Annotated in this window: 20 protein-coding genes; 4 read left to right on the top strand and 16 right to left on the bottom strand. The window is 68.2% G+C overall.

The genetic code is table 11. From position 1 onward, the window contains the following. Window positions 1–1,257 (bottom strand): L,D-transpeptidase, encoded by a 1,257-nt coding sequence (locus ABLE94_RS24575; protein ID WP_348804602.1) that lies wholly within the window; start codon window positions 1,255–1,257, stop codon window positions 1–3. Between the two features lie 59 nt (window positions 1,258–1,316). Further along, complete coding sequence (locus ABLE94_RS24570) at window positions 1,317–1,958, bottom strand: helix-turn-helix domain-containing protein (RefSeq protein WP_425476273.1); 642 nt, start codon at window positions 1,956–1,958, stop codon at window positions 1,317–1,319. A 132-nt stretch (window positions 1,959–2,090) separates the two neighbouring features. On the opposite strand from ABLE94_RS24570, the gene ABLE94_RS24565 reads away from it, so the two are divergent. Both ABLE94_RS24565 and ABLE94_RS24560 read left to right on the top strand, forming a co-directional pair. Further along, window positions 2,091–2,897, top strand: coding sequence for a class I SAM-dependent methyltransferase (locus tag ABLE94_RS24565; protein WP_348810156.1), 807 nt, complete (start codon window positions 2,091–2,093; stop codon window positions 2,895–2,897). Further along, window positions 2,894–3,862, top strand: a complete 969-nt coding sequence (locus ABLE94_RS24560; RefSeq protein ID WP_348804600.1) for an NAD(P)/FAD-dependent oxidoreductase — start codon at window positions 2,894–2,896, stop codon at window positions 3,860–3,862. The genes ABLE94_RS24565 and ABLE94_RS24560 overlap by 4 nt, the downstream gene beginning before the upstream one ends. 34 nt (window positions 3,863–3,896) lie before the next feature. On the opposite strand, the gene deoC is transcribed toward ABLE94_RS24560, so the two are convergent. Next, window positions 3,897–4,574: a deoxyribose-phosphate aldolase gene (gene deoC, locus ABLE94_RS24555; protein WP_348804599.1), complete on the bottom strand. Its 678-nt coding sequence runs from the start codon at window positions 4,572–4,574 to the stop codon at window positions 3,897–3,899. A 28-nt stretch (window positions 4,575–4,602) separates the two neighbouring features. Between deoC and purU the strand changes: the two genes are divergently transcribed. Beyond that, entirely contained in the window at window positions 4,603–5,523 is a 921-nt protein-coding gene (purU, locus tag ABLE94_RS24550) for a formyltetrahydrofolate deformylase (RefSeq protein WP_348804598.1), read from the top strand. A gap of 31 nt (window positions 5,524–5,554) precedes the next feature. On the opposite strand, the gene ABLE94_RS24545 is transcribed toward purU, so the two are convergent. The 6 genes from ABLE94_RS24545 to ABLE94_RS24520 all read right to left on the bottom strand — a co-directional run bounded on the left by ABLE94_RS24545 (window position 5,555) and on the right by ABLE94_RS24520 (window position 10,290). After that, window positions 5,555–6,379 (bottom strand): DUF1542 domain-containing protein, encoded by an 825-nt coding sequence (locus ABLE94_RS24545; protein WP_348804597.1) that lies wholly within the window; start codon window positions 6,377–6,379, stop codon window positions 5,555–5,557. A gap of 73 nt (window positions 6,380–6,452) precedes the next feature. Continuing rightward, a complete protein-coding gene (locus tag ABLE94_RS24540) occupies window positions 6,453–7,583 on the bottom strand; it encodes an LmeA family phospholipid-binding protein (RefSeq protein WP_348804596.1) in 1,131 nt (376 codons plus the stop codon). A gap of 66 nt (window positions 7,584–7,649) precedes the next feature. After that, window positions 7,650–8,474, bottom strand: a complete 825-nt coding sequence (locus tag ABLE94_RS24535) for a carbon-nitrogen hydrolase family protein (RefSeq protein WP_348804595.1) — start codon at window positions 8,472–8,474, stop codon at window positions 7,650–7,652. Window positions 8,475–8,483: 9 nt separating this feature from the next. Next, window positions 8,484–9,236, bottom strand: coding sequence for a class I SAM-dependent methyltransferase (locus tag ABLE94_RS24530; RefSeq protein ID WP_348804873.1), 753 nt, complete (start codon window positions 9,234–9,236; stop codon window positions 8,484–8,486). A 34-nt stretch (window positions 9,237–9,270) separates the two neighbouring features. Beyond that, window positions 9,271–9,780, bottom strand: a complete 510-nt coding sequence (locus ABLE94_RS24525; protein WP_348804594.1) for a DUF2505 domain-containing protein — start codon at window positions 9,778–9,780, stop codon at window positions 9,271–9,273. Window positions 9,781–9,795: 15 nt separating this feature from the next. Continuing rightward, window positions 9,796–10,290: a DUF2505 domain-containing protein gene (locus tag ABLE94_RS24520; RefSeq protein WP_348804593.1), complete on the bottom strand. Its 495-nt coding sequence runs from the start codon at window positions 10,288–10,290 to the stop codon at window positions 9,796–9,798. Window positions 10,291–10,382: 92 nt separating this feature from the next. Between ABLE94_RS24520 and ABLE94_RS24515 the strand changes: the two genes are divergently transcribed. Next, window positions 10,383–11,462, top strand: a complete 1,080-nt coding sequence (locus ABLE94_RS24515; RefSeq protein WP_348804592.1) for a UDP-N-acetylmuramate dehydrogenase — start codon at window positions 10,383–10,385, stop codon at window positions 11,460–11,462. Here ABLE94_RS24515 and ABLE94_RS24510 read toward each other — a convergent pair. From ABLE94_RS24510 to ABLE94_RS24480, 7 genes are all read right to left on the bottom strand, one after another. Beyond that, window positions 11,446–12,096: a GyrI-like domain-containing protein gene (locus tag ABLE94_RS24510; RefSeq protein WP_348804591.1), complete on the bottom strand. Its 651-nt coding sequence runs from the start codon at window positions 12,094–12,096 to the stop codon at window positions 11,446–11,448. The two genes, ABLE94_RS24515 and ABLE94_RS24510, sit on opposite strands and share 17 nt — an antisense overlap. Before the next feature lie 2 nt (window positions 12,097–12,098). After that, window positions 12,099–13,166, bottom strand: a complete 1,068-nt coding sequence (locus ABLE94_RS24505) for an alpha/beta fold hydrolase (RefSeq protein ID WP_348804590.1) — start codon at window positions 13,164–13,166, stop codon at window positions 12,099–12,101. A 59-nt stretch (window positions 13,167–13,225) separates the two neighbouring features. Beyond that, window positions 13,226–14,077 (bottom strand): MerR family transcriptional regulator, encoded by an 852-nt coding sequence (locus ABLE94_RS24500; RefSeq protein WP_348804589.1) that lies wholly within the window; start codon window positions 14,075–14,077, stop codon window positions 13,226–13,228. 75 nt (window positions 14,078–14,152) lie between these two features. Continuing rightward, on the bottom strand, window positions 14,153–14,590 hold the full coding sequence (locus ABLE94_RS24495; protein WP_348804588.1) for a hypothetical protein: 438 nt from the start codon (window positions 14,588–14,590) through the stop codon (window positions 14,153–14,155). Continuing rightward, window positions 14,587–15,774 (bottom strand): FAD-binding oxidoreductase, encoded by a 1,188-nt coding sequence (locus ABLE94_RS24490; protein ID WP_348804587.1) that lies wholly within the window; start codon window positions 15,772–15,774, stop codon window positions 14,587–14,589. Before ABLE94_RS24490 ends, ABLE94_RS24495 begins: the two co-directional genes overlap by 4 nt. 65 nt (window positions 15,775–15,839) lie before the next feature. Continuing rightward, window positions 15,840–16,307 (bottom strand): RrF2 family transcriptional regulator, encoded by a 468-nt coding sequence (locus ABLE94_RS24485; RefSeq protein WP_348804586.1) that lies wholly within the window; start codon window positions 16,305–16,307, stop codon window positions 15,840–15,842. A 210-nt stretch (window positions 16,308–16,517) separates the two neighbouring features. Beyond that, a complete protein-coding gene (locus tag ABLE94_RS24480) occupies window positions 16,518–16,847 on the bottom strand; it encodes a DUF2516 family protein (protein WP_348804585.1) in 330 nt (109 codons plus the stop codon). Between the last annotated feature and the right edge of the window lie 187 nt (window positions 16,848–17,034).

The following is a 17,034-nucleotide window of genomic DNA, read 5'->3' as shown; positions in this document are numbered from 1 at the left end:
TCAGTTGGGTGCGCTCACCGACGACGGCGCCCCCTCCGGGGTGGCCGGCACCGACGAGGACCGCGGGGTGCCCTTGATCGCCGACATCGACTTCCAGGTCGGCCAGTCGAAGATCCAGTCGAAGATGTCGCCGTCGGCCTCCGAGAGGTCGATGCGGGTGCCGGTCACCTCGACCGGATCACCGTAGATCGCGGTGTTGAAGTACTGCTGCGCGTTCTCCAGCGACAGGTTGATGCAGCCATTGGTGACGTTCGACGAGCCTTGCACGCCAACGGTTTCCGGGTTCGCGTGGATGAACTCGCCGTTGTTCGAGATCCGGACCGCATACCGTTCACGGACGTTGAAGTACCCCGCGGCCGGGTTGGACATGTAGAAGTCCTCGTGCTTCTCGCTGACCACGTGGATGCCCGAGCGGGTGACGTTGCGGTCGAGATCGCCCTCGCCGTAACTGCACGGCAGCGTCATCAGGGTGGACCCGTCGCGAACCACCACGATCTGATGCGACGACGCCTCGGCCTTGACGATCTGCGACCGCCCGATGACGTAGTCGCTGGTGACGTCGGCGGCACCGTAGGAACCGTCGCCGTGATCGAGGCCGTAGAGCTTGGCCGTCATGTGCACCTTGGTGCCGGGTGCGAAGTACTCCTTCGACCGCCAGTGCACGCGAGACCCGTTGTCCTCGCCGAGCCACGCCCAGGAACCCTCGGTCTCCGGGGTGGTGGTCACCGTCAGCGCCCGCTCGACGGCCTCCTTGTCGGTGACGGTGCCGTCGAACTTCAGGATCAGCGGCGCGGCGATCCCGACCTCCTGGCCGTCGGCGATGTTGACCACCAGGTTCAGCTGGGTCTGCGGGGCGAGGGTGGTGAACGATCCCTCGACCGGCACCGACAGGCGATCCTGGCCGACGGCGCTGCCCTCCCACGTGTAGGTGGTGTCGTAACCGAGTGGTTCGTTGACGGTGAAGGTGGTGCGGTCCTCCGACAACGTTCCCGCCACCGACTTGCCCCGCGGATTGAGCAGTTTCACGTCCGGATTGAGCGTCCCGCCGGACGCCTTCACCTCGAACGTCGCCGTGGGGTTGGGGGCATCCGGATCGTCGAGGGCGGGCGTGTAGGTGACCTTGACCGTCGGCTCCCGCGATTCCTGCGCGGCCGGGGTGTCGGTGGATCGCCCACACGCGGCGGCGACGAGTCCGGCGGTGGCCAGACCGGCCGCGGCGAGAACGGTGCGGCGGTTGGGAATCGGGTACGTAGTCATGACCGAACCAGCGTACCGAGCCGACCTGAGGAAACGCTCCCTGCCAGCTGTGATCGCAGTCAGGTGAGCGACGCCGCGGACGCCGGCGACCCCCGCAGGTGCGCGCGTTCTCCGTCGTGGTCGAAGATCGACAGGATCTCGGCCGGACCGTCCTGCGGCGCGAAGGAATGCGGCACGGTGCACGCGAACTCGGCGGCGTGACCTGCGGGAATGATGATCGTCCGTTCGGCCAGGCGCAGCCGGACGGTTCCCGAGAGGACGGTGAACCATTCGTGGCCCGGATGTACCCGCAGCTGCCGGGCATGCTTTTCCACCGCCGGATCCATCCGCATCTTGGCCACCACGACCCCGGCCGGTGTGGCGTCGCGTGACAGAGGCCACACGGTGACTCCGTCGGTGGTGTGGGGTTCGGGGCGGATGACGACGTCGGTGTCGTCGACCGGCTCGACCAGTACGTCCAGTGAGGTGCCCAACGCGCGGGCGATCGGCACCAGCTGATCCAGCGCGACACGACGATGTCCGGTCTCGATGCGGCTGAGCGTGGACGGGCTCAGGTGGCATCGGTGCGCCAGCGAGTCGAGGGTCCAGCCCTTGGCGACGCGCATCGCGCGGATGCGTTGCCGCACGACGGTGTCGATGTCGGGGTCGATGTCGTCGAGCTCGGCCCCGTCGAACTCGGCCTCACCCAGTTCTTGCGTCATGGGCAAGAGTGTATGCCGGATCGACAAGTCGCCGCTAGCGTGGCAGCCATGGGGACACATCACCACGGACACCACGCACAGAGTCACGGGCACGGGCACGGGCACGGGCAGCACGATCACACCGACCACGACATGGGCGAGCTCCTGGAACTCGACGCGGCCGTCGTCGGGTCCTATCTCGCCGATGCGACCGCTCTGATCAGCACGGCCCTGCGGCGCACTCCCGAGGTCATCGTCGACCTGGGCGCGGGCACGGGCGTCGGTACCCGCGCACTGGCCGCCGCGTTCCCCGGCGCCGAGATCGTCGCCGTCGACGCCTCGCCCGAGATGGCCGCCCGCCTCGGCGCCAACTCACCCGACGCGCGGGTCGTGATCGCCGACCTCGACGACGGCTGGCCCGCCGACATCGGTGATGCCGACGTCCTCTGGGCGTCGGCGTCGCTGCACCACGTCGCCGATCCCGCCGCACTGCTGCGCGCGGCCCGCGACCGCCTGCGTCCGGGTGGCGTCCTCGCGGTGATCGAGATGCCGCATCAGCCGCGGTTCCTGCCCGAGCCACCCGACGGTGCCGGCGTCGAGACCCGGATGGAGGCGATCATGGCCGGACGCGGCTACAACTCGTTCCCCGACTGGACCGACACCATCGTCGACGCCGGATTCGCGATGGCCGGCACCCACACGATCACCATCGACATCCCCGAGACCACCGACCGGACCCGGGCCTACGCCCGCGCCTTGTTGACCCGGGTGCGTTCGGGACTCGCCGACGACCTCGCCGCCGAGGATCTCGCCACCGTCGACGATCTGCTCGGCGAGGGCCCGACCTCGCTCGCGACCCGCTCCGATCTGCACATCCGCACCGGGCGACTCGTCTGGATCGCCCGCACATCTCACGACACACCCCACGACCACACCCCCCAGAACGAGGAGCCCTCATGACCACACCCGACACCACCATCCCCACCCACGTCGACGCCCTCATCGTCGGCGGTGGTGCGGCCGGGCTGGCCGCAGCCGTCGCCCTGGCCCGATCGCTGCGCTCGGTGCTCGTCGTCGACGCCGGCCATCCCCGCAACGCACCGGCCGACGGCGCGCACAACCTCCTGGGACGCGAGGGTATCTCGCCGCTCGACCTCCTTCGGCTCGGCCGGGACGAGGCCCGCGGGTACGGCGCCCACATCGTCGAGGGCACCGTCACCTCGGTGACCCGATCGTCGGTCGACGGCGACGTGGGCTTCGTCGCCCGGACCGCGGCCGGCGACGAGATCACCGCACGACGGCTGCTGCTGGCCGGCGGCCTCGTCGACGAACTCCCCGACATCCCCGGCATGGCCGAACGGTGGGGACGCGACGTGCTGCACTGCCCGTACTGCCACGGCTACGAGGTGCGCGGGGCACGCATCGGCATTCTCGGCACAGGTCCCATGGCGATGCATCAGACGCTGCTGTTCTCACAGCTCAGCGACCACATCACGGTGATCGATCAGGGTATGCCGACGCCGAGTGCCGACGAACGCGCACAACTGGCGGCACTCGGCATCGAGGTCGTCGCCGGTCCCGTCGTCCGGCTGGACTCGACCGACGGCAGGCTGCGGGGCGCCGTCCTCGGCGACGGCCGCGAGATCGGCCTCGACGCGCTCGTCGTCGGTCCCCGGATGGTCGCGCGCGACGGCCTCTACGAATCGCTCGGCGGGACGTTGCAGGAGAACCCGATGGGCACGGTCATCCCGACGGAGTTCGGTGGCCGCACCCCCGTCGACGGCGTGTTCGCGGCGGGCAATGCCGCCGACCTGGTCGCGCAGGTCGGCGCGTCGGCCGCGGCCGGGGTGCAGGCCGGAGCGTTGATCAACGCCGACCTCATCCAGGCCGATGTCCGACGACGCGTGCTCGCGACGGCCGGGTGAGGTACTCGGCGGGGTGAGTGACCCCGCCGGTGACCTACTCGGGGAATCCCTCGAGCACCGCACGACTCCCCGACAGGCCCAGACGGGTCGCCCCGGCGGCGATCAGCTCGGCGGCGAAGCGTGCGTCCCGGATACCACCGGAGGCCTTGACCCCGACACTGCCCGGGACCGCGGCACGCATGATCTCCACGGCCCGCACGCTCGCGCCGCCGGCGGGATGGAAGCCGGTGGAGGTCTTCACGAAACTGGCCCCGGCCGCCACGGACCGTCGGCACACCTCGATGAGGGTGTCCTCCCCGGCGAGTTCGAGCAGGGCCGCCGATTCCACGATCACCTTGAGGACGGTGTCGGCGCCGACCGCCTCACGCACGGTGAGCACATCGGCGAACACCTCGTCGAACTCACCGGCCAGCGCGGACCCCACGTCGATGACCATGTCCACCTCGTCGGCACCGGAATCGACGGCCAGCCGGGCCTCGGCCGCCTTGACCAGCGAATGGTGTTTGCCGGACGGGAAGCCGGCGACGACGCAGCTACGCTGCGCACCGGTGTCGATGGGCAGCATCGACGGCGACAGGCAGACCGCGTAGACGCCGAGGTCGGCGGCCTCGGCGACGGTCGCCCGCGCGTCGGCCCGGGTGGCCTCGGGCTTGAGCAGGGTGTGATCGACGAGGGCGGCGACGTCGGCACGGCGGAGGTCGGTGATGGTCACGATGTCGAGCTTGGCACACTTGAGGATCGTGACCACCGCTGTGCCCGCCCCGACCGTGTCCGCCACCACCGACCGCCGCTACGTCCTGACCCTGGGATGCCAGGATCAGACCGGGATCGTCGCGCGGATCTCGACATTCCTCGCCGAGATCGGCGGCTGGATCACCGAGGCGGCCTATCACTCCGACGAGGACTCCGGCTGGTTCTTCACCCGGCAGGCGGTGCGGGCCGACTCGGTGTCGCTGCCACTCGACGAGGTCCGCTCCCGGTTCGCCGAGGTGGCCGCCGAGTGGGGCCCGCAGACCGAGTGGAAGCTCACCGACACCGGCGAACGCAAGTCGGTGGTCCTGTTGGTCAGCAAGGAGAGCCACTGCCTGACCGATCTGCTCGGTCGCGCCGACCGCGGTGAGCTGCCGGCGACGGTGTCGGCGGTCGTGGGTAATCATCCGGACCTGCAGGAGCTCACCGAACGTTTCGGGGTGAAGTTCCACCATGTGCCGTTCGCCGGTCCCGACGGCCGCTCCAGCGCCCGCTCCAAGCGCGCGGCGTTCGATCAGGTGGAGGCGATCGTCGACGGCTACGCCCCCGACGCCGTCGTGCTGGCCCGGTTCATGCAGATCCTGCCGCCGGAACTGTGCGAGGCGTGGGCCGGACGCGCGATCAACATCCACCACAGCTTCCTACCGAGCTTCATCGGCGCCCGCCCCTACCATCAGGCGTTCGCCCGTGGCGTCAAACTGATCGGCGCCACCTGCCATTACGTGACCGCCGACCTCGACGCCGGGCCGATCATCGAACAGGACGTCACCCGCATCGACCATTCCGACGCGGTCATCGACATGGTGCGGCAAGGCCGTGATATCGAAACCCTGGTTCTCGCACGGGGATTGCGCTGGCATCTGGAGGATCGGGTTCTGGTGCACGGCCGAAAGACCGTGGTGTTCAACTGATCTCGGCGTCGGGCAGCCGATCGCGGCGCCGTCAGAAGCCGCCGAAGTCGCCACCGCCACCGAAGTCGCCGAAGCCACCGCCACCGAAATCGCCCCCACCGAAATCACCACCGCCGAAGTCTCCTCCCCCGGCGTCCCCGCCACCGTCGCCGTAGTCGCCGCCACCGTCGCCGTAATCACCGCCACCGTCGGTACCGGGGTCACTGCCGTCACCGGCACCGCTTTCGAAGGCCGCGGCGTTGTAGCCGACGCCGGCCATGCCGGAGAACAACGACGAGAACAGCAACATCGATCCGACACCCCACGCACCGGCGACGAGTGCGGGTTTCCACCACGGTTCCGAATACCACCCGGCCGGCACCGGACGGCCCGCGACCCGGCCGCCCGGGTAGTAGTTGGGGGTCGCCGACGACGGCTTCGGCGAGGCCTCCACGGTGCGGCCCTCGAATTCGATGGCGCGGTCCTCGGTGACCGCGCCGGCGCTGCGCTGGCCGTCGAGTTCGGGGATCGCCGGACCGGGATCCATCCCCATCGAGGTGCGCGCGGCACGGATGTAGTACAGGCCCTCGATCGCGGTCTGTTTGGCCAGCCGGGCCTGCGCGGGACTGGCCGCCTGATCGATCTGAGAGCCGGCCGCGGTGAGCCGCTCGGAGGCGTCGGCGAGGGCCTGCTTGGACGCGGGCGAATCACCGACGAGCATGTACACCTGACCACCGAGACGTTCGATGGCCTGCCGGGCGTCGGCCTTGGCGTCGTCGAGGGTGCGGGCGGTGTTGGCACCGGACCGCTGTTGGAACAGCACCACCACCCCCACCACGAGCAGGATGACGATGGCGATGAGCAGTAGCTGTCCCACGGGAGCCTCCGGGAGGGGTTCGAGAATCGGACATCTCCCAGCGTACCGACGCGGTCGGACACAACTTGCGGCGTCAGGTCAGCGAGCAGCCCTCCGGCTGGTCACCCGAGCTGGTGGTGGCGCCGGTGAGGTCGACGTCGGTCCCGGAGACGGCGAAGTCGACGCCCTGGTCGGTTACCTTCAGCGACTGCACCTGGATCTCCTTGGTGAAGTCACCGAACAGGCTGTCGCCGAAGCCGTCGACGAACTGTTGCGCGAAGTCGGCGGGGATGCCGAAGACGAAGGCGTTGGCCTGCTCGACCTGGAAGCGCACCTGTCCCTGGTCGACGACGGGTTTGATGGTCAGGCTGACCGGCACCGGGAAGATGGCGACCTGCACGGTCGCATCGACCTTGACGGTCCCGTCGGCGGAGTTGCCGACCACCGAGGTGACCTCGGCGCCGCTGGGCAGGAGCGCATTCTGATCACCGGTGCCGTTACCGCCACCACCCATGCCACCACCGCCCATGCCGCCACTGCTCGGTGACTGCTGGGCGCTCAGATCGATGACCCGCTGGAACGGCACATATCCGGTGCCCGACAGCGACGAGATCTTCAGGGCGTCGCCGTCCTGGCTGAGGCCGTCGGCGCGCGCATGCAACCGGATTCCGGTGGAGCCGTCGTCGGCGGTGTCGACCTGCACGTACGGGAAGTCGTTCGAGAACTTCTGCAGCAGAATGGGTTTCTTGCTCAACGACACACTGGTCGGCTGGCCGGTCAGCGAACCGAACTGGCTCTGGAGGCAGTCGGTCACGCGGCTGCGCAGGAACAGTTCGGTGCCGACCAACGCGATCACGACGACGAGGATCACCCCGACCGCGCCGAGGGCGATGAACTTGCCCTTCCCACCGCGGCGCGGGGATGTCGTCACCACACCGGTGGACTGCGGCCCGGCACCGGTCTCCGGTCCGACCGGGTTCTCACCGGTCGGGAACCGTGAGGTCCCCGTCGGCGCCTGCCATCCGGCCGCCGGCGGCGGTGTCACCGGTGAGGTCGTGGCCGCCGAGACGTCGGAGTAGGCCCGGGCGTGCTGCGACGTCGACGCCGGTTCCCATTGTTCGGTGGCCGGTGACGCGGCGTCACCGGTGGGGCGATCGACCTTCTTCGTCGAATCCGGGTCCTGCGGGGTCCGTTCGGTGCCCGGACCCTCGGTCTCGTCGGCCATGCATTCCGTCCTAGCGTTTCTCGGCTGCGGGTGGTCCCCAGTCGGTTCTCGTTCGATCCGTGTCGCTCAGATGCTCGATGCCGGCGATGCAGTGGTGTGAAAAGTCCGCCGATTCGCGAGCACCGCGAGCTGTTCGCGGGCTGTGGTGACGACATCCAGATCGATGTCGTGTACCCCGATGTGACGCTCCCCCCGATATGACGCGACCACGCTACCGAAGGGATCTGAGATTTGGCTATGTCCGGTCCCGGTCGGCGCCTTGGCCTTCCGGGCCGCCTCGTCCACCGGTTCCGCCTGCCCGACGGCGACCACGTATGACGTCGAATCCAGTGCCCGCGCGGTCGCCAGCGTGCGCCACTGATCGATCTTCCCCGGCCCGGCGCCCCAGGACGCCGGCACCACGATGACCTGCGCACCCGCGGCGGCCAGCGTGGTGAACAGCTCGGGGAACCGGATGTCGTAGCAGGTCGCCAGGCCGACGGTGACCCCGTCGACGTCGATGCTCACGGCGGTGTCGCCGGGAGCGACGGTGTCGGATTCGGTGAATCCGAACGCGTCGTAGAGGTGGATCTTGTCGTAGCCGGTGCGGGTGCCGTCCGGGCCTGCGGCGATGAGTGTGTTGGCCACCCGGCCGTCGTCGGCGGGGGTGAACATGCCGGCCACGATGGTGAGGCCGTGTTCACGGGCGAGGTCGGCGATGCCGGTGGCCCACGGCCCGTCCAGTGGCTGCGCCACCGGTCCGAGCGGGACACCGAATCGGCACATCATCGCCTCGGGGAACACCACGAGTCTTGCGCCGTCGGCGGCGGCCTCCCGGGTCGCGTCGGCGACAGCGCGGAGATTGTCGGCCGGGTCGGTTCCGGAGTTGATCTGGGCCATCGCGATGCGCATGCGGCCAACCTACCCGTGTGGTGCGACACACTCCCAGGGCACCGTCAACCGATTGTCGACGACGCGGCGCCTGCTGATCGCGACGTCGACACCGGCCGCCCGCATCGACCGCAACGTCTGCGCCCATCGGGCCCGCGGCCCGAACACCGTCTGCCCGGCGGCGTTGTCCCAGCAGCGGTCGGCCAGGGTGAGCAGATCGTGGATGCGTTCACCGGGCACGTTGCGGTGGATGAGCGCCTTCGGGAGCCGTTCGGCGAGATCGGAGGGCCGTTCGGAGTGCCGCGGCGACCAGCACAGGGTCAGGCTGCGCGGACCGTCGGCGTCCAGCAACACCCAGGTACAGCGACGGCCGATCTCGTCGCAGGTACCCTCCACGATGAGCCCGCCCGGTGCGAGCCGGGCCTGCATCCGCGCCCAGGCCGGGGCGACCTCGGCCTCGTCGTATTGCCGCAGCACGTTGAAGGCACGCACCAGACGTGGTCGCAGGCCCGCGAGTTCGAAGCCACCGACGGCAAACCGCACGCCGTCACGCGGGGCGACGACGCGGTCCGGATCGATTTCCAGTCCGACCATCTCCAGGTCGGGTGCGACGGGCCGCAAACGGTGAGCCATCTCCACGCAGGTGTCGGGACGGGCACCGTAGCCCAGGTCGATCACCAGGGGCCGCGGCGCCGCGGTCAGCGCGCCGATGACCGCCGGGTCGTGCGCCATCCACCGATCCACCCGGCGCAGCCGGTTGATGTTGGTGGTGCCGCGGGTGATGCGGCCGGCGGGCTTTCCCGACGCGGGGTCTCGGTCAGAGATTCTTGTCGATCCAGTCCTTGGCGTATTCCGCCTCGGCGCGGAACAGGTCGACCAGGTTGACCAACATCAGCTGCTCGAGTTTGCCGTTGATGAACGGGATGAAGACCTTCACCTCGGAGGTCTTGCGGATCGTGCAGCCGGTGTCGGTGGGGAACAGTTCCTGCCATCCGGTCAGGCTGCCCGGGCCGGCCGGGATGGAGGCGGTGTAGTCGCCCTTGGTGTTGTCCGGGTCGAACGGACCGAAGGTCTCCTCGCGGGTGATCACCATGTCCTTCATCAGGACGGTCTGGGCGATCGCGGGGAGCTGGTCGCGGCCGATGTGCTGCTTGAGCACCACCTTCATGCCGGTTTCATCAGCGCGGAAATCCTCCACCTCGCAGTGCGGGGAGATCATCTGGAAACCCGCCATCATGTCATCCCAGTACCTGCGGGTCATCTGCGCTTCGTAGAGCTTCTCCGCGGGATGGGTGTAGCGAGCGGAGTAGCTGAGACGTCGTGCCATAACGGTCAGGTTACGTCAGCGGTGAGCGGCCTCCCAAGTCACCGTCTTCTCCCGCTCGTTGTCGAGGAGTTCCACCAACTGCTCGATGATGGCGGTTTCGATCTTGCCGCCGACGAACGGGATGCCCACCTTGGCACTGCCGGTGTAGTCGACGTTCGCCGGATCACCGGTGGTGGTGAAAGCACCCTCGACGTGGGCCGGGGCGCCGGTCACCGACGCGCTCATGGTGCCGGTGAGGACGTTTCCGTCGTAGCCGAAGGTCATGGTGCGCGGGATCTCCAGATCACCGGGACGGACCTTGGTGACCACCGACGGCAACCGGTCCTCGGGCACACCCTGCTGCAGTTCGACGTGGACGTCGGTGCCGTCGATCCGGAACGAGATCAGCTTGCCGTGGCTGGAGTTGGTGGCCTCGAGCAGGCCGTGCCAGTACTGCTCGTCGGAGACGAGTTCCCAGTACCGGGCGGTGGAGAAGGGAAAGGACACCGAGTGCTTGAGCGAGCTCGCCATGGCAGAGAGATTACTCGACGGGGCAGATCACTCGACGGGGCAGATCACTGACGGGCAGACTGCTTGACTGGGCCGCGGGTTACGGTAAGGCCGTGACCGAGACACCGCTGCAGCGCAGCGTCCCGCTGGCCCAGTTGACCACGTTGCGGGTCGGCGGTCCGGCGCGAGCACTGATCCGCTGCACCGATACCCGTTCGGTCGTCGAGGAGATCCTGGGTGTCGACGCCGAGTCCGAGCCCGCCCTGGTGATCGGCGGCGGTTCGAATCTGGTGATCGGCGACGACGGCTTCGACGGCACCGCGATCCGCATCGAGAGTTCCGGCATCGACTTCGGCACCGGCCGCGAATCGGGCCGCGCGCACGTGACCGCCGACGCCGGGGTCGTCTGGGACGATCTGGTGGCGGCCACCGTCGACGAGGGCTTCGGCGGGCTCGAATGCCTGTCGGGTATCCCCGGATCCACCGGCGCGACACCGGTCCAGAACGTCGGCGCCTACGGGGTGGAGGTCGCCGACATCCTGCGCAGCGTCCACGTCCTCGATCGTCGCTCGGGCACCCTGCGCTGGGTCTCGCCCAACGAACTCGGTCTCGCCTACCGCACGTCGCGGCTCAAGCACCGCGACGACATGATCGTCGTCGCGGTGTCGTTCTGGCTCGACGACGCCGGGCAGAGCCGGCCGCTGCGGTACCGGGAACTCGCCGAGACCATGGGCGTGGAGCGCGATTCGACCGCCGACGCCGCCGCGGTCCGCGACGCCGTGCTGTCGCTGCGCCGGGGCAAGGGCATGGTGGCAGACCCCGACGATCACGACACCTGGAGTGCCGGTTCATTTTTCACCAACCCGATCATCTCGGCCGACGCCGCCGCCGCGGTACTCGAGCGCATCCACGCGCGCGTGGGCCGCGACATCTCGGTGCCGTCGTATCCGGCCGAGGACGGCGTGAAACTGTCCGCCGGGTGGCTGATCGAACGCGCCGGCTACGCCAAGGGATATCCGGGCCCGGGATCTCCGGTCCGGTTGAGCACCAAACACACTCTGGCACTGACCAATCGGGGTGACGCGACCGCCGAACAGATCCTCGATCTGGCCCGCGACGTCCGCGACGGCGTCGCCGGGGCCTTCGGCGTCACCCTCGCACCGGAACCGGTGTTGGTCAACTGCGTGCTGTAACCGGTTGCCGCAGAATCGTTTTCCGACGATCCTCCGGCGTCTTACGGAAGTCGCTCAGATAGATCTCGTGGTGGCGGCCGGTCATGGTCAACCCGTTGTCGCCGATGAAGCGGTCGTGCATCTCGGCGAGGACGGGCCCCTCGTCGTCGAAGGATCCGACGTGCAGTGTCTGGACGCAGCGTCCCTCCGACAGGGACTCGACACGCAGGTCAGCGATCCGGGGAGCCGTACCTTTGGCACGTACCGCCGCGATGGCGTCGTCGATCAGATCGGCGGTGACCCAGTCGGGCACCATGATCATCAACGTCCAGGACCACCGCGATTTGTCCCAGGCCCGGGTGAACGACGCCATGTCGTCGGCCCACCACAACCCCTCGAGTGGTGGCACGACGTAGTCGCGGCCGAGACTGCGTTTGCTCGCGAACTTGCAGGCATAGGCCACCGGGTACAGCGTCTCGATGGCCTCCGCGAACGCCGGCGTCGTGTTGGGATCGCCGTGACCGTCGACCATCAGATAGGCCATGTCGGGAATGTCGACGATCCGGAACCGCCCGCGTCGCGCCCGGTAGCAGTCCAGATCCTTCTTCGGGTCGGCCGTGCCGCGCGGTGACGACGCGGCGGCCGGGCCGGTCATCGTCAGCGCTGCCCGACGGGCACCGACAACGTCTGTGCCGCTTGCCGTTCCAGGATCTCGTCGACGCGGCCCGCCGCCTCGATCGGCGACATGTGCCCGACACCGGGCAGCACCACATGCTCGCGCAGATGACCGTGCCCACGCAGGATCTCCGCGATCTGCTCGGCATGCGCCGGCGGGGTGAGTCGGTCCTCGTCGCCGACGATGACGGTGGTCGGCACCGTCAGCGCCGCCAGTCCGGCGCGCACGTCGAGTCGTCCCATCGCCGATCCCCAGCCGGCCCGTGCACGCGGCGGGCAGGCGGCGATCATCGTGTCGACGAATTCGACGTGGGAGGCGCGAGCCGCCGACCCGAGGGCGACGTAATGCGCGAATCGGCCCGAGTACGCCGTGTGCGGCAGCGGCACCGGTGCCGAGGTGAAGGCGCGGTTGATGGCCGGAACGAAGGGGCGGGTGTACCGGGGCAGGCCGGTCGGCAGGAGCAACGTCGAGTTGACGACGTTGTGGGCGGCGGTGGAGGCCAGGACCGCCGACGTCGCGATGGTGGGAACCTTCTCCGGGAACTGCGCGGCCCACGACATGATGGTCATCCCACCCATGCTGTGCCCGACGAGCATGGCGCGACGGCCCGGCGGGACGACCGCGGCCAGCACGGCGTCGAGGTCGCGGCCGAGCATGTCGATGGTCGGGCGGGCCCGCCCCAGTTCACTGCGACCGTGTCCACGCTGGTCGTAGACGACCACCGTGTGGGTGCCGGCGAGGTGATTGATCTGGGCGTTCCAGAAGGCGGTGTTGCACGTCCATCCGTGGACGGCGACGACGACGTCGCCGGTGTCCTCGCCGCGGGGACCGTGGATCTCCACATGCAGTCGGGTGCCGTCGACGGTGGTGACCATCCGGCGTTCCGGTTCGGTCGAGGGCGCCACCAGCAGGTCGTCCGGCCCGTCGTCGACGGCCAACTCGGCACGCAGCACGTCGCGGGCCAGGGCGCCCACGATGGTCCCCACGCCGACGGCGGCCCCGGCCGCCACGGCTGCTCCGGTTCCGGCCAACCATTGACGTCGACTCATGTCCGCTCCACTCCTTCGCCGCGTGATCGCGGCGTCGTCCGGTGTGGTGGTGGGTACGGTTACGCCCCCGTCTCGGGGATGGTCCCGGACTCCGATGTGGGGCGATCCGACCGCTCCACCACAGCATCATTCGATGTAACACTACTTGTTGTCACATCGATTTCGCCATCGTCACCGGTGACGGCGGCGTCGGCAACGTCGAAGTAGGTCGAGGCCTCACCGAGTGCACGGGTGATCTCCTCGTCGAGGGCCTTGCGGAAGGTGGTCTCGACGATCTCGTGCGCCATCGGCCGCACGGTCTGGATCAGGTCGGCGACACCGCTGATCTTCGACTCGTCGAGGTCCGGCAGGTTCTCGTTGAGGTACTTGTCGGTGATGATCGAGACGAAACTCTTCGCCGCGTCCTCGAGGTCGTTCTGCACCCGGACGAACCGGTCGAGCAGCACGTCGATGTCGATACCGCTCTTCACCAGCACCTCGGCCCCCTCGAGGACCTCGGGGTTCTTGATGGCGTAGTGCGCACCGTCCTTCACCAGCAGTCCGAGTTTCTGGCTCAGTGCGATCGACTTCTCGCTGGCGTTGAGCGACTTGCGCAGTTCGGTGAAGGTGATGGTGGCGGCCCGCTTGAAGGTGCGAAAGCGCCCACCCTTGGTGGGTGCGCCGCGCAGCACGTGTTCGACCTTCATCCCGTAATGCGCGGCGTGCAGCAGTTCGCTGATGGTGGCGAAGGTGTAACCGCGTTCGAGCATGCGCGAGATCAGGTTCAGCCGGACCAGATGGTCCTCGGAGTACCAGCCGGTGCGACCGCGGATCACCGGCGGCGGCAACAGACCACGGTCCTGATACACCCGGATGTTGCGGACGCTGACCCCCGATGCCTCCGCCAGGTCATTGATCCGATACTCAGCCACGGTGGCCAGTGTATTCCGCGCCCGACCGCGAACCGACGAGCCACACCACGCCGCACATCCCGCGATGCCCGATCATCACGCGGACAGGAGCGTCACCCCGGTCGCGATCAACAGGCCGACCTTGACGACCTCGGCGGCGACATACACCAGGTGCGCATGACTGCGAGGCCCGTCGACGACGACCTCGCCCGCCAGCACCGCATCCGACCGGCGATTGAGGGCGGGCCGGATCGCGAGGACCTGCACGCCGAGGAGAACCACCGCCGCCACCGCGAGAATGCCCGCCGCGTCGGCCACCAACCCGGCGGACACCACCGCGACGACGAGCACGACGGCCCACACCATCTCGAATGCGTTGAGCGCGCGGAACACCAGCCGCCCGATGCCCAGGCCGAGGGGAATGGTGATGCCGGGAGCCCGGAACTTCAACGGGGCCTCGACGAAGGAGATGGCCACGACCATGCCGAGCCACACGAAGGTGACGGCGACGGCCACCGCCTGCGCGGAACTCACCGCGAACCACCGCGGACCAGTTCGGGACCGAAGGTCTCGTAATGAATGTGGTCCTCGGTGACCCCGCGGGCCAGGAGTTCGTCGCGCATCGAGGAGAGGAATCCGGCCGATCCGCACAGCATCGCCTCGACACCGGCAGGTACGTCGATGTCCTCCAGCGACATCGGACCCGATCGCACGCTGTCGGAGATCAGATGATCGACACCCTCCCGGTACCACTGGATCAGGCGCGCGGACTCCAGGGAATCGACGAGGTCGGCCAATCGACCCCGATGGGGTTGCGCCGACCGCGATCGATCGGCGTGCATGACCGTCACCGGCCGGGTCGAACCGGTTCCGGCCAGCGCGGACAGCAGTCCAATCACCGGCGTACACCCGATACCCGACGATGCCAGGATCAGTGGCGAATCCCCTTCGGGCAGAACGAGATCACCGAAGGGTGTCGACATCCGCAGCGAGTCACCCTCGAAGACGTTCTCGTGCAGGTATCCCGACACCTCGCCGGCGAGCTTCACACTGAACTGCCACTCGCACCGCTCGTCGGCGGGTCCGATCAGGCTGTACTGACGGATCTGGTGGGCACCGTCGGCCAGCGGCACCTGGATCGAAACATATTGCCCTGGAACAAAACCGGGAAGTCGAGCACCGGCCGGGTCGGCGACGGTGAAGGACACCACATCGGGAGCGGTCTGGGTCCGGCGGGTGACGGCGAGGTCATGCCAGACCTGCCCATCGACGACACCGGCGGCAGCGTAGAGTTCCGCTTCCTGACCGATCAGGAGATCGGCCATCTCCCAATACAATTCATCCCAGGCAGCCGCGACCTCCGTGGTCACCGCCGAGCCCAGGACGTCGACGATCGCCGCGAAGAGATGTTCGTGGACAACCGCGTACTGGTCCCGGGTGACCCCGAGCGAGGCATGCTTGTGGGCGATCCGGTCGAGGATGAACCGCTGCCGCGGCAGATCCTCGTCGAGTTGTAGTTGCGCGAACGCGGCGATCGATCCGGCCAGCGCCATCGGCTGCTCCCCCGTCGCCTGATGGGTTCGGTTGAACAGATCGTCGAGCAGGTTCGGATGCGCGGCGAACAGCCGCCGGTAGAAGTTCGGGGTGATCTCGCCGAGGGCCCCCGACACCGCGGGCAGCGTCGCGGCAATGACCTCTCGTGATGTCCGACTGAGCATGGTGAACTCTCCTTCTGTTGCGGCGGGCACCCCCATGGGCCGCCGATCGATATGCGGATATGGCGTCACTGCGCGGTGCGGTCACCGCCGGCCTCGGACCGGTCACCGATGGTGAGACGCAGAAGGACGGCACCGGCGGGATCGGCGACGAGATCACCGATCGTGTGCGCATCCAGGGATTCGAAGAAGGCCCGACGGGCGTGGGCGAGCGCACCACGGAGGGCACACCCGTGCCGGAGTGGACACGGGGTGGGACCCTCGCAGTCGATCACCTCGCCGTCGCCCTCGAGTCGCGACGCCAGCCATCCGACGCGGGCGGTTCGCCCAAGGTCGGTGATCACCAGACCCCCAGTGCGGCCGCGGCGCGCATGCACCACGCCGAGTTCCGACAGTCGCACGACGACCTTGGCGACGTGCGTGTACGGCACCGCGAGCGACGTCGCCAACTCCTTCGAGGTGACCGACTCGTCAGGACGGGCCGCCAGACGCATGACGACGCGGAGGCCGATGTCGGTGAACCGCGTCAACTGCATGACACCCAGACAACCATAATTTGCATCTGGGATGCATATTATTTTGAGTGACCCCTGTCACGAGCGGCAGATGGGCACGCCGACACGACCAGCGGCCGAAATGACATCGCCGGAAATGACGGCCGGAAATGACACTGCCCGTGTCGTCGCGGTGACGGACACGGGCAGTGCGGGTGAGTTCGAAGCGTTCGGCGACGGGGTCGGGGAACGTCAGTTCAGCTTGCGGAACCAGGACTTGTTCTGGATGGCGTCGACTCGTTTGCGCACGTCGACGAGGTAGACCAGGGTCGCGACGATCGCGGCGATGGCCAGGATGCCCATGATCCCGGAGGCGAAGAAGCCGAAGAACACGAGCACGATGGCCGAGGCGGCGAGGATCGACACCCAGATGACCTTCGATTGCCGGTCGACCGCGGTGAAGGCGTCTGGACGCTGGACCGCCGCATGGATCAGGGCGACCACCGCAGCGAGTGCGGCGGCAATGCTGATGACCAGGATGAGGATCATTTGTCCCGTGGCCATCGCCGAGAAGAAGTTCATGATGTCCGAGTCTACGGGGCAGACGCGCGAACGCGGAGGTAGGCGACGCGCCGCGCGCTCCTAGGCTGATATGTAGGTACCTCTTGTCAAGGGGCGTGTCGGGTTTCCGGCATTGGTTGATGCCGGGGAGAGGGTTGGTCACCCGCCGCTGCGACTGTGGTGGTCGTTGCTCACGACGGTCGTGTCG

It is taken from the genome of Gordonia sp. VNK1 (assembly GCF_040049135.1).
GTDB lineage: Bacteria > Actinomycetota > Actinomycetes > Mycobacteriales > Mycobacteriaceae > Gordonia > Gordonia oleivorans.
The sequence above is the reverse complement of the archived record's forward strand: the minus strand, read 5'-3'. Positions and strand labels throughout refer to the sequence as shown.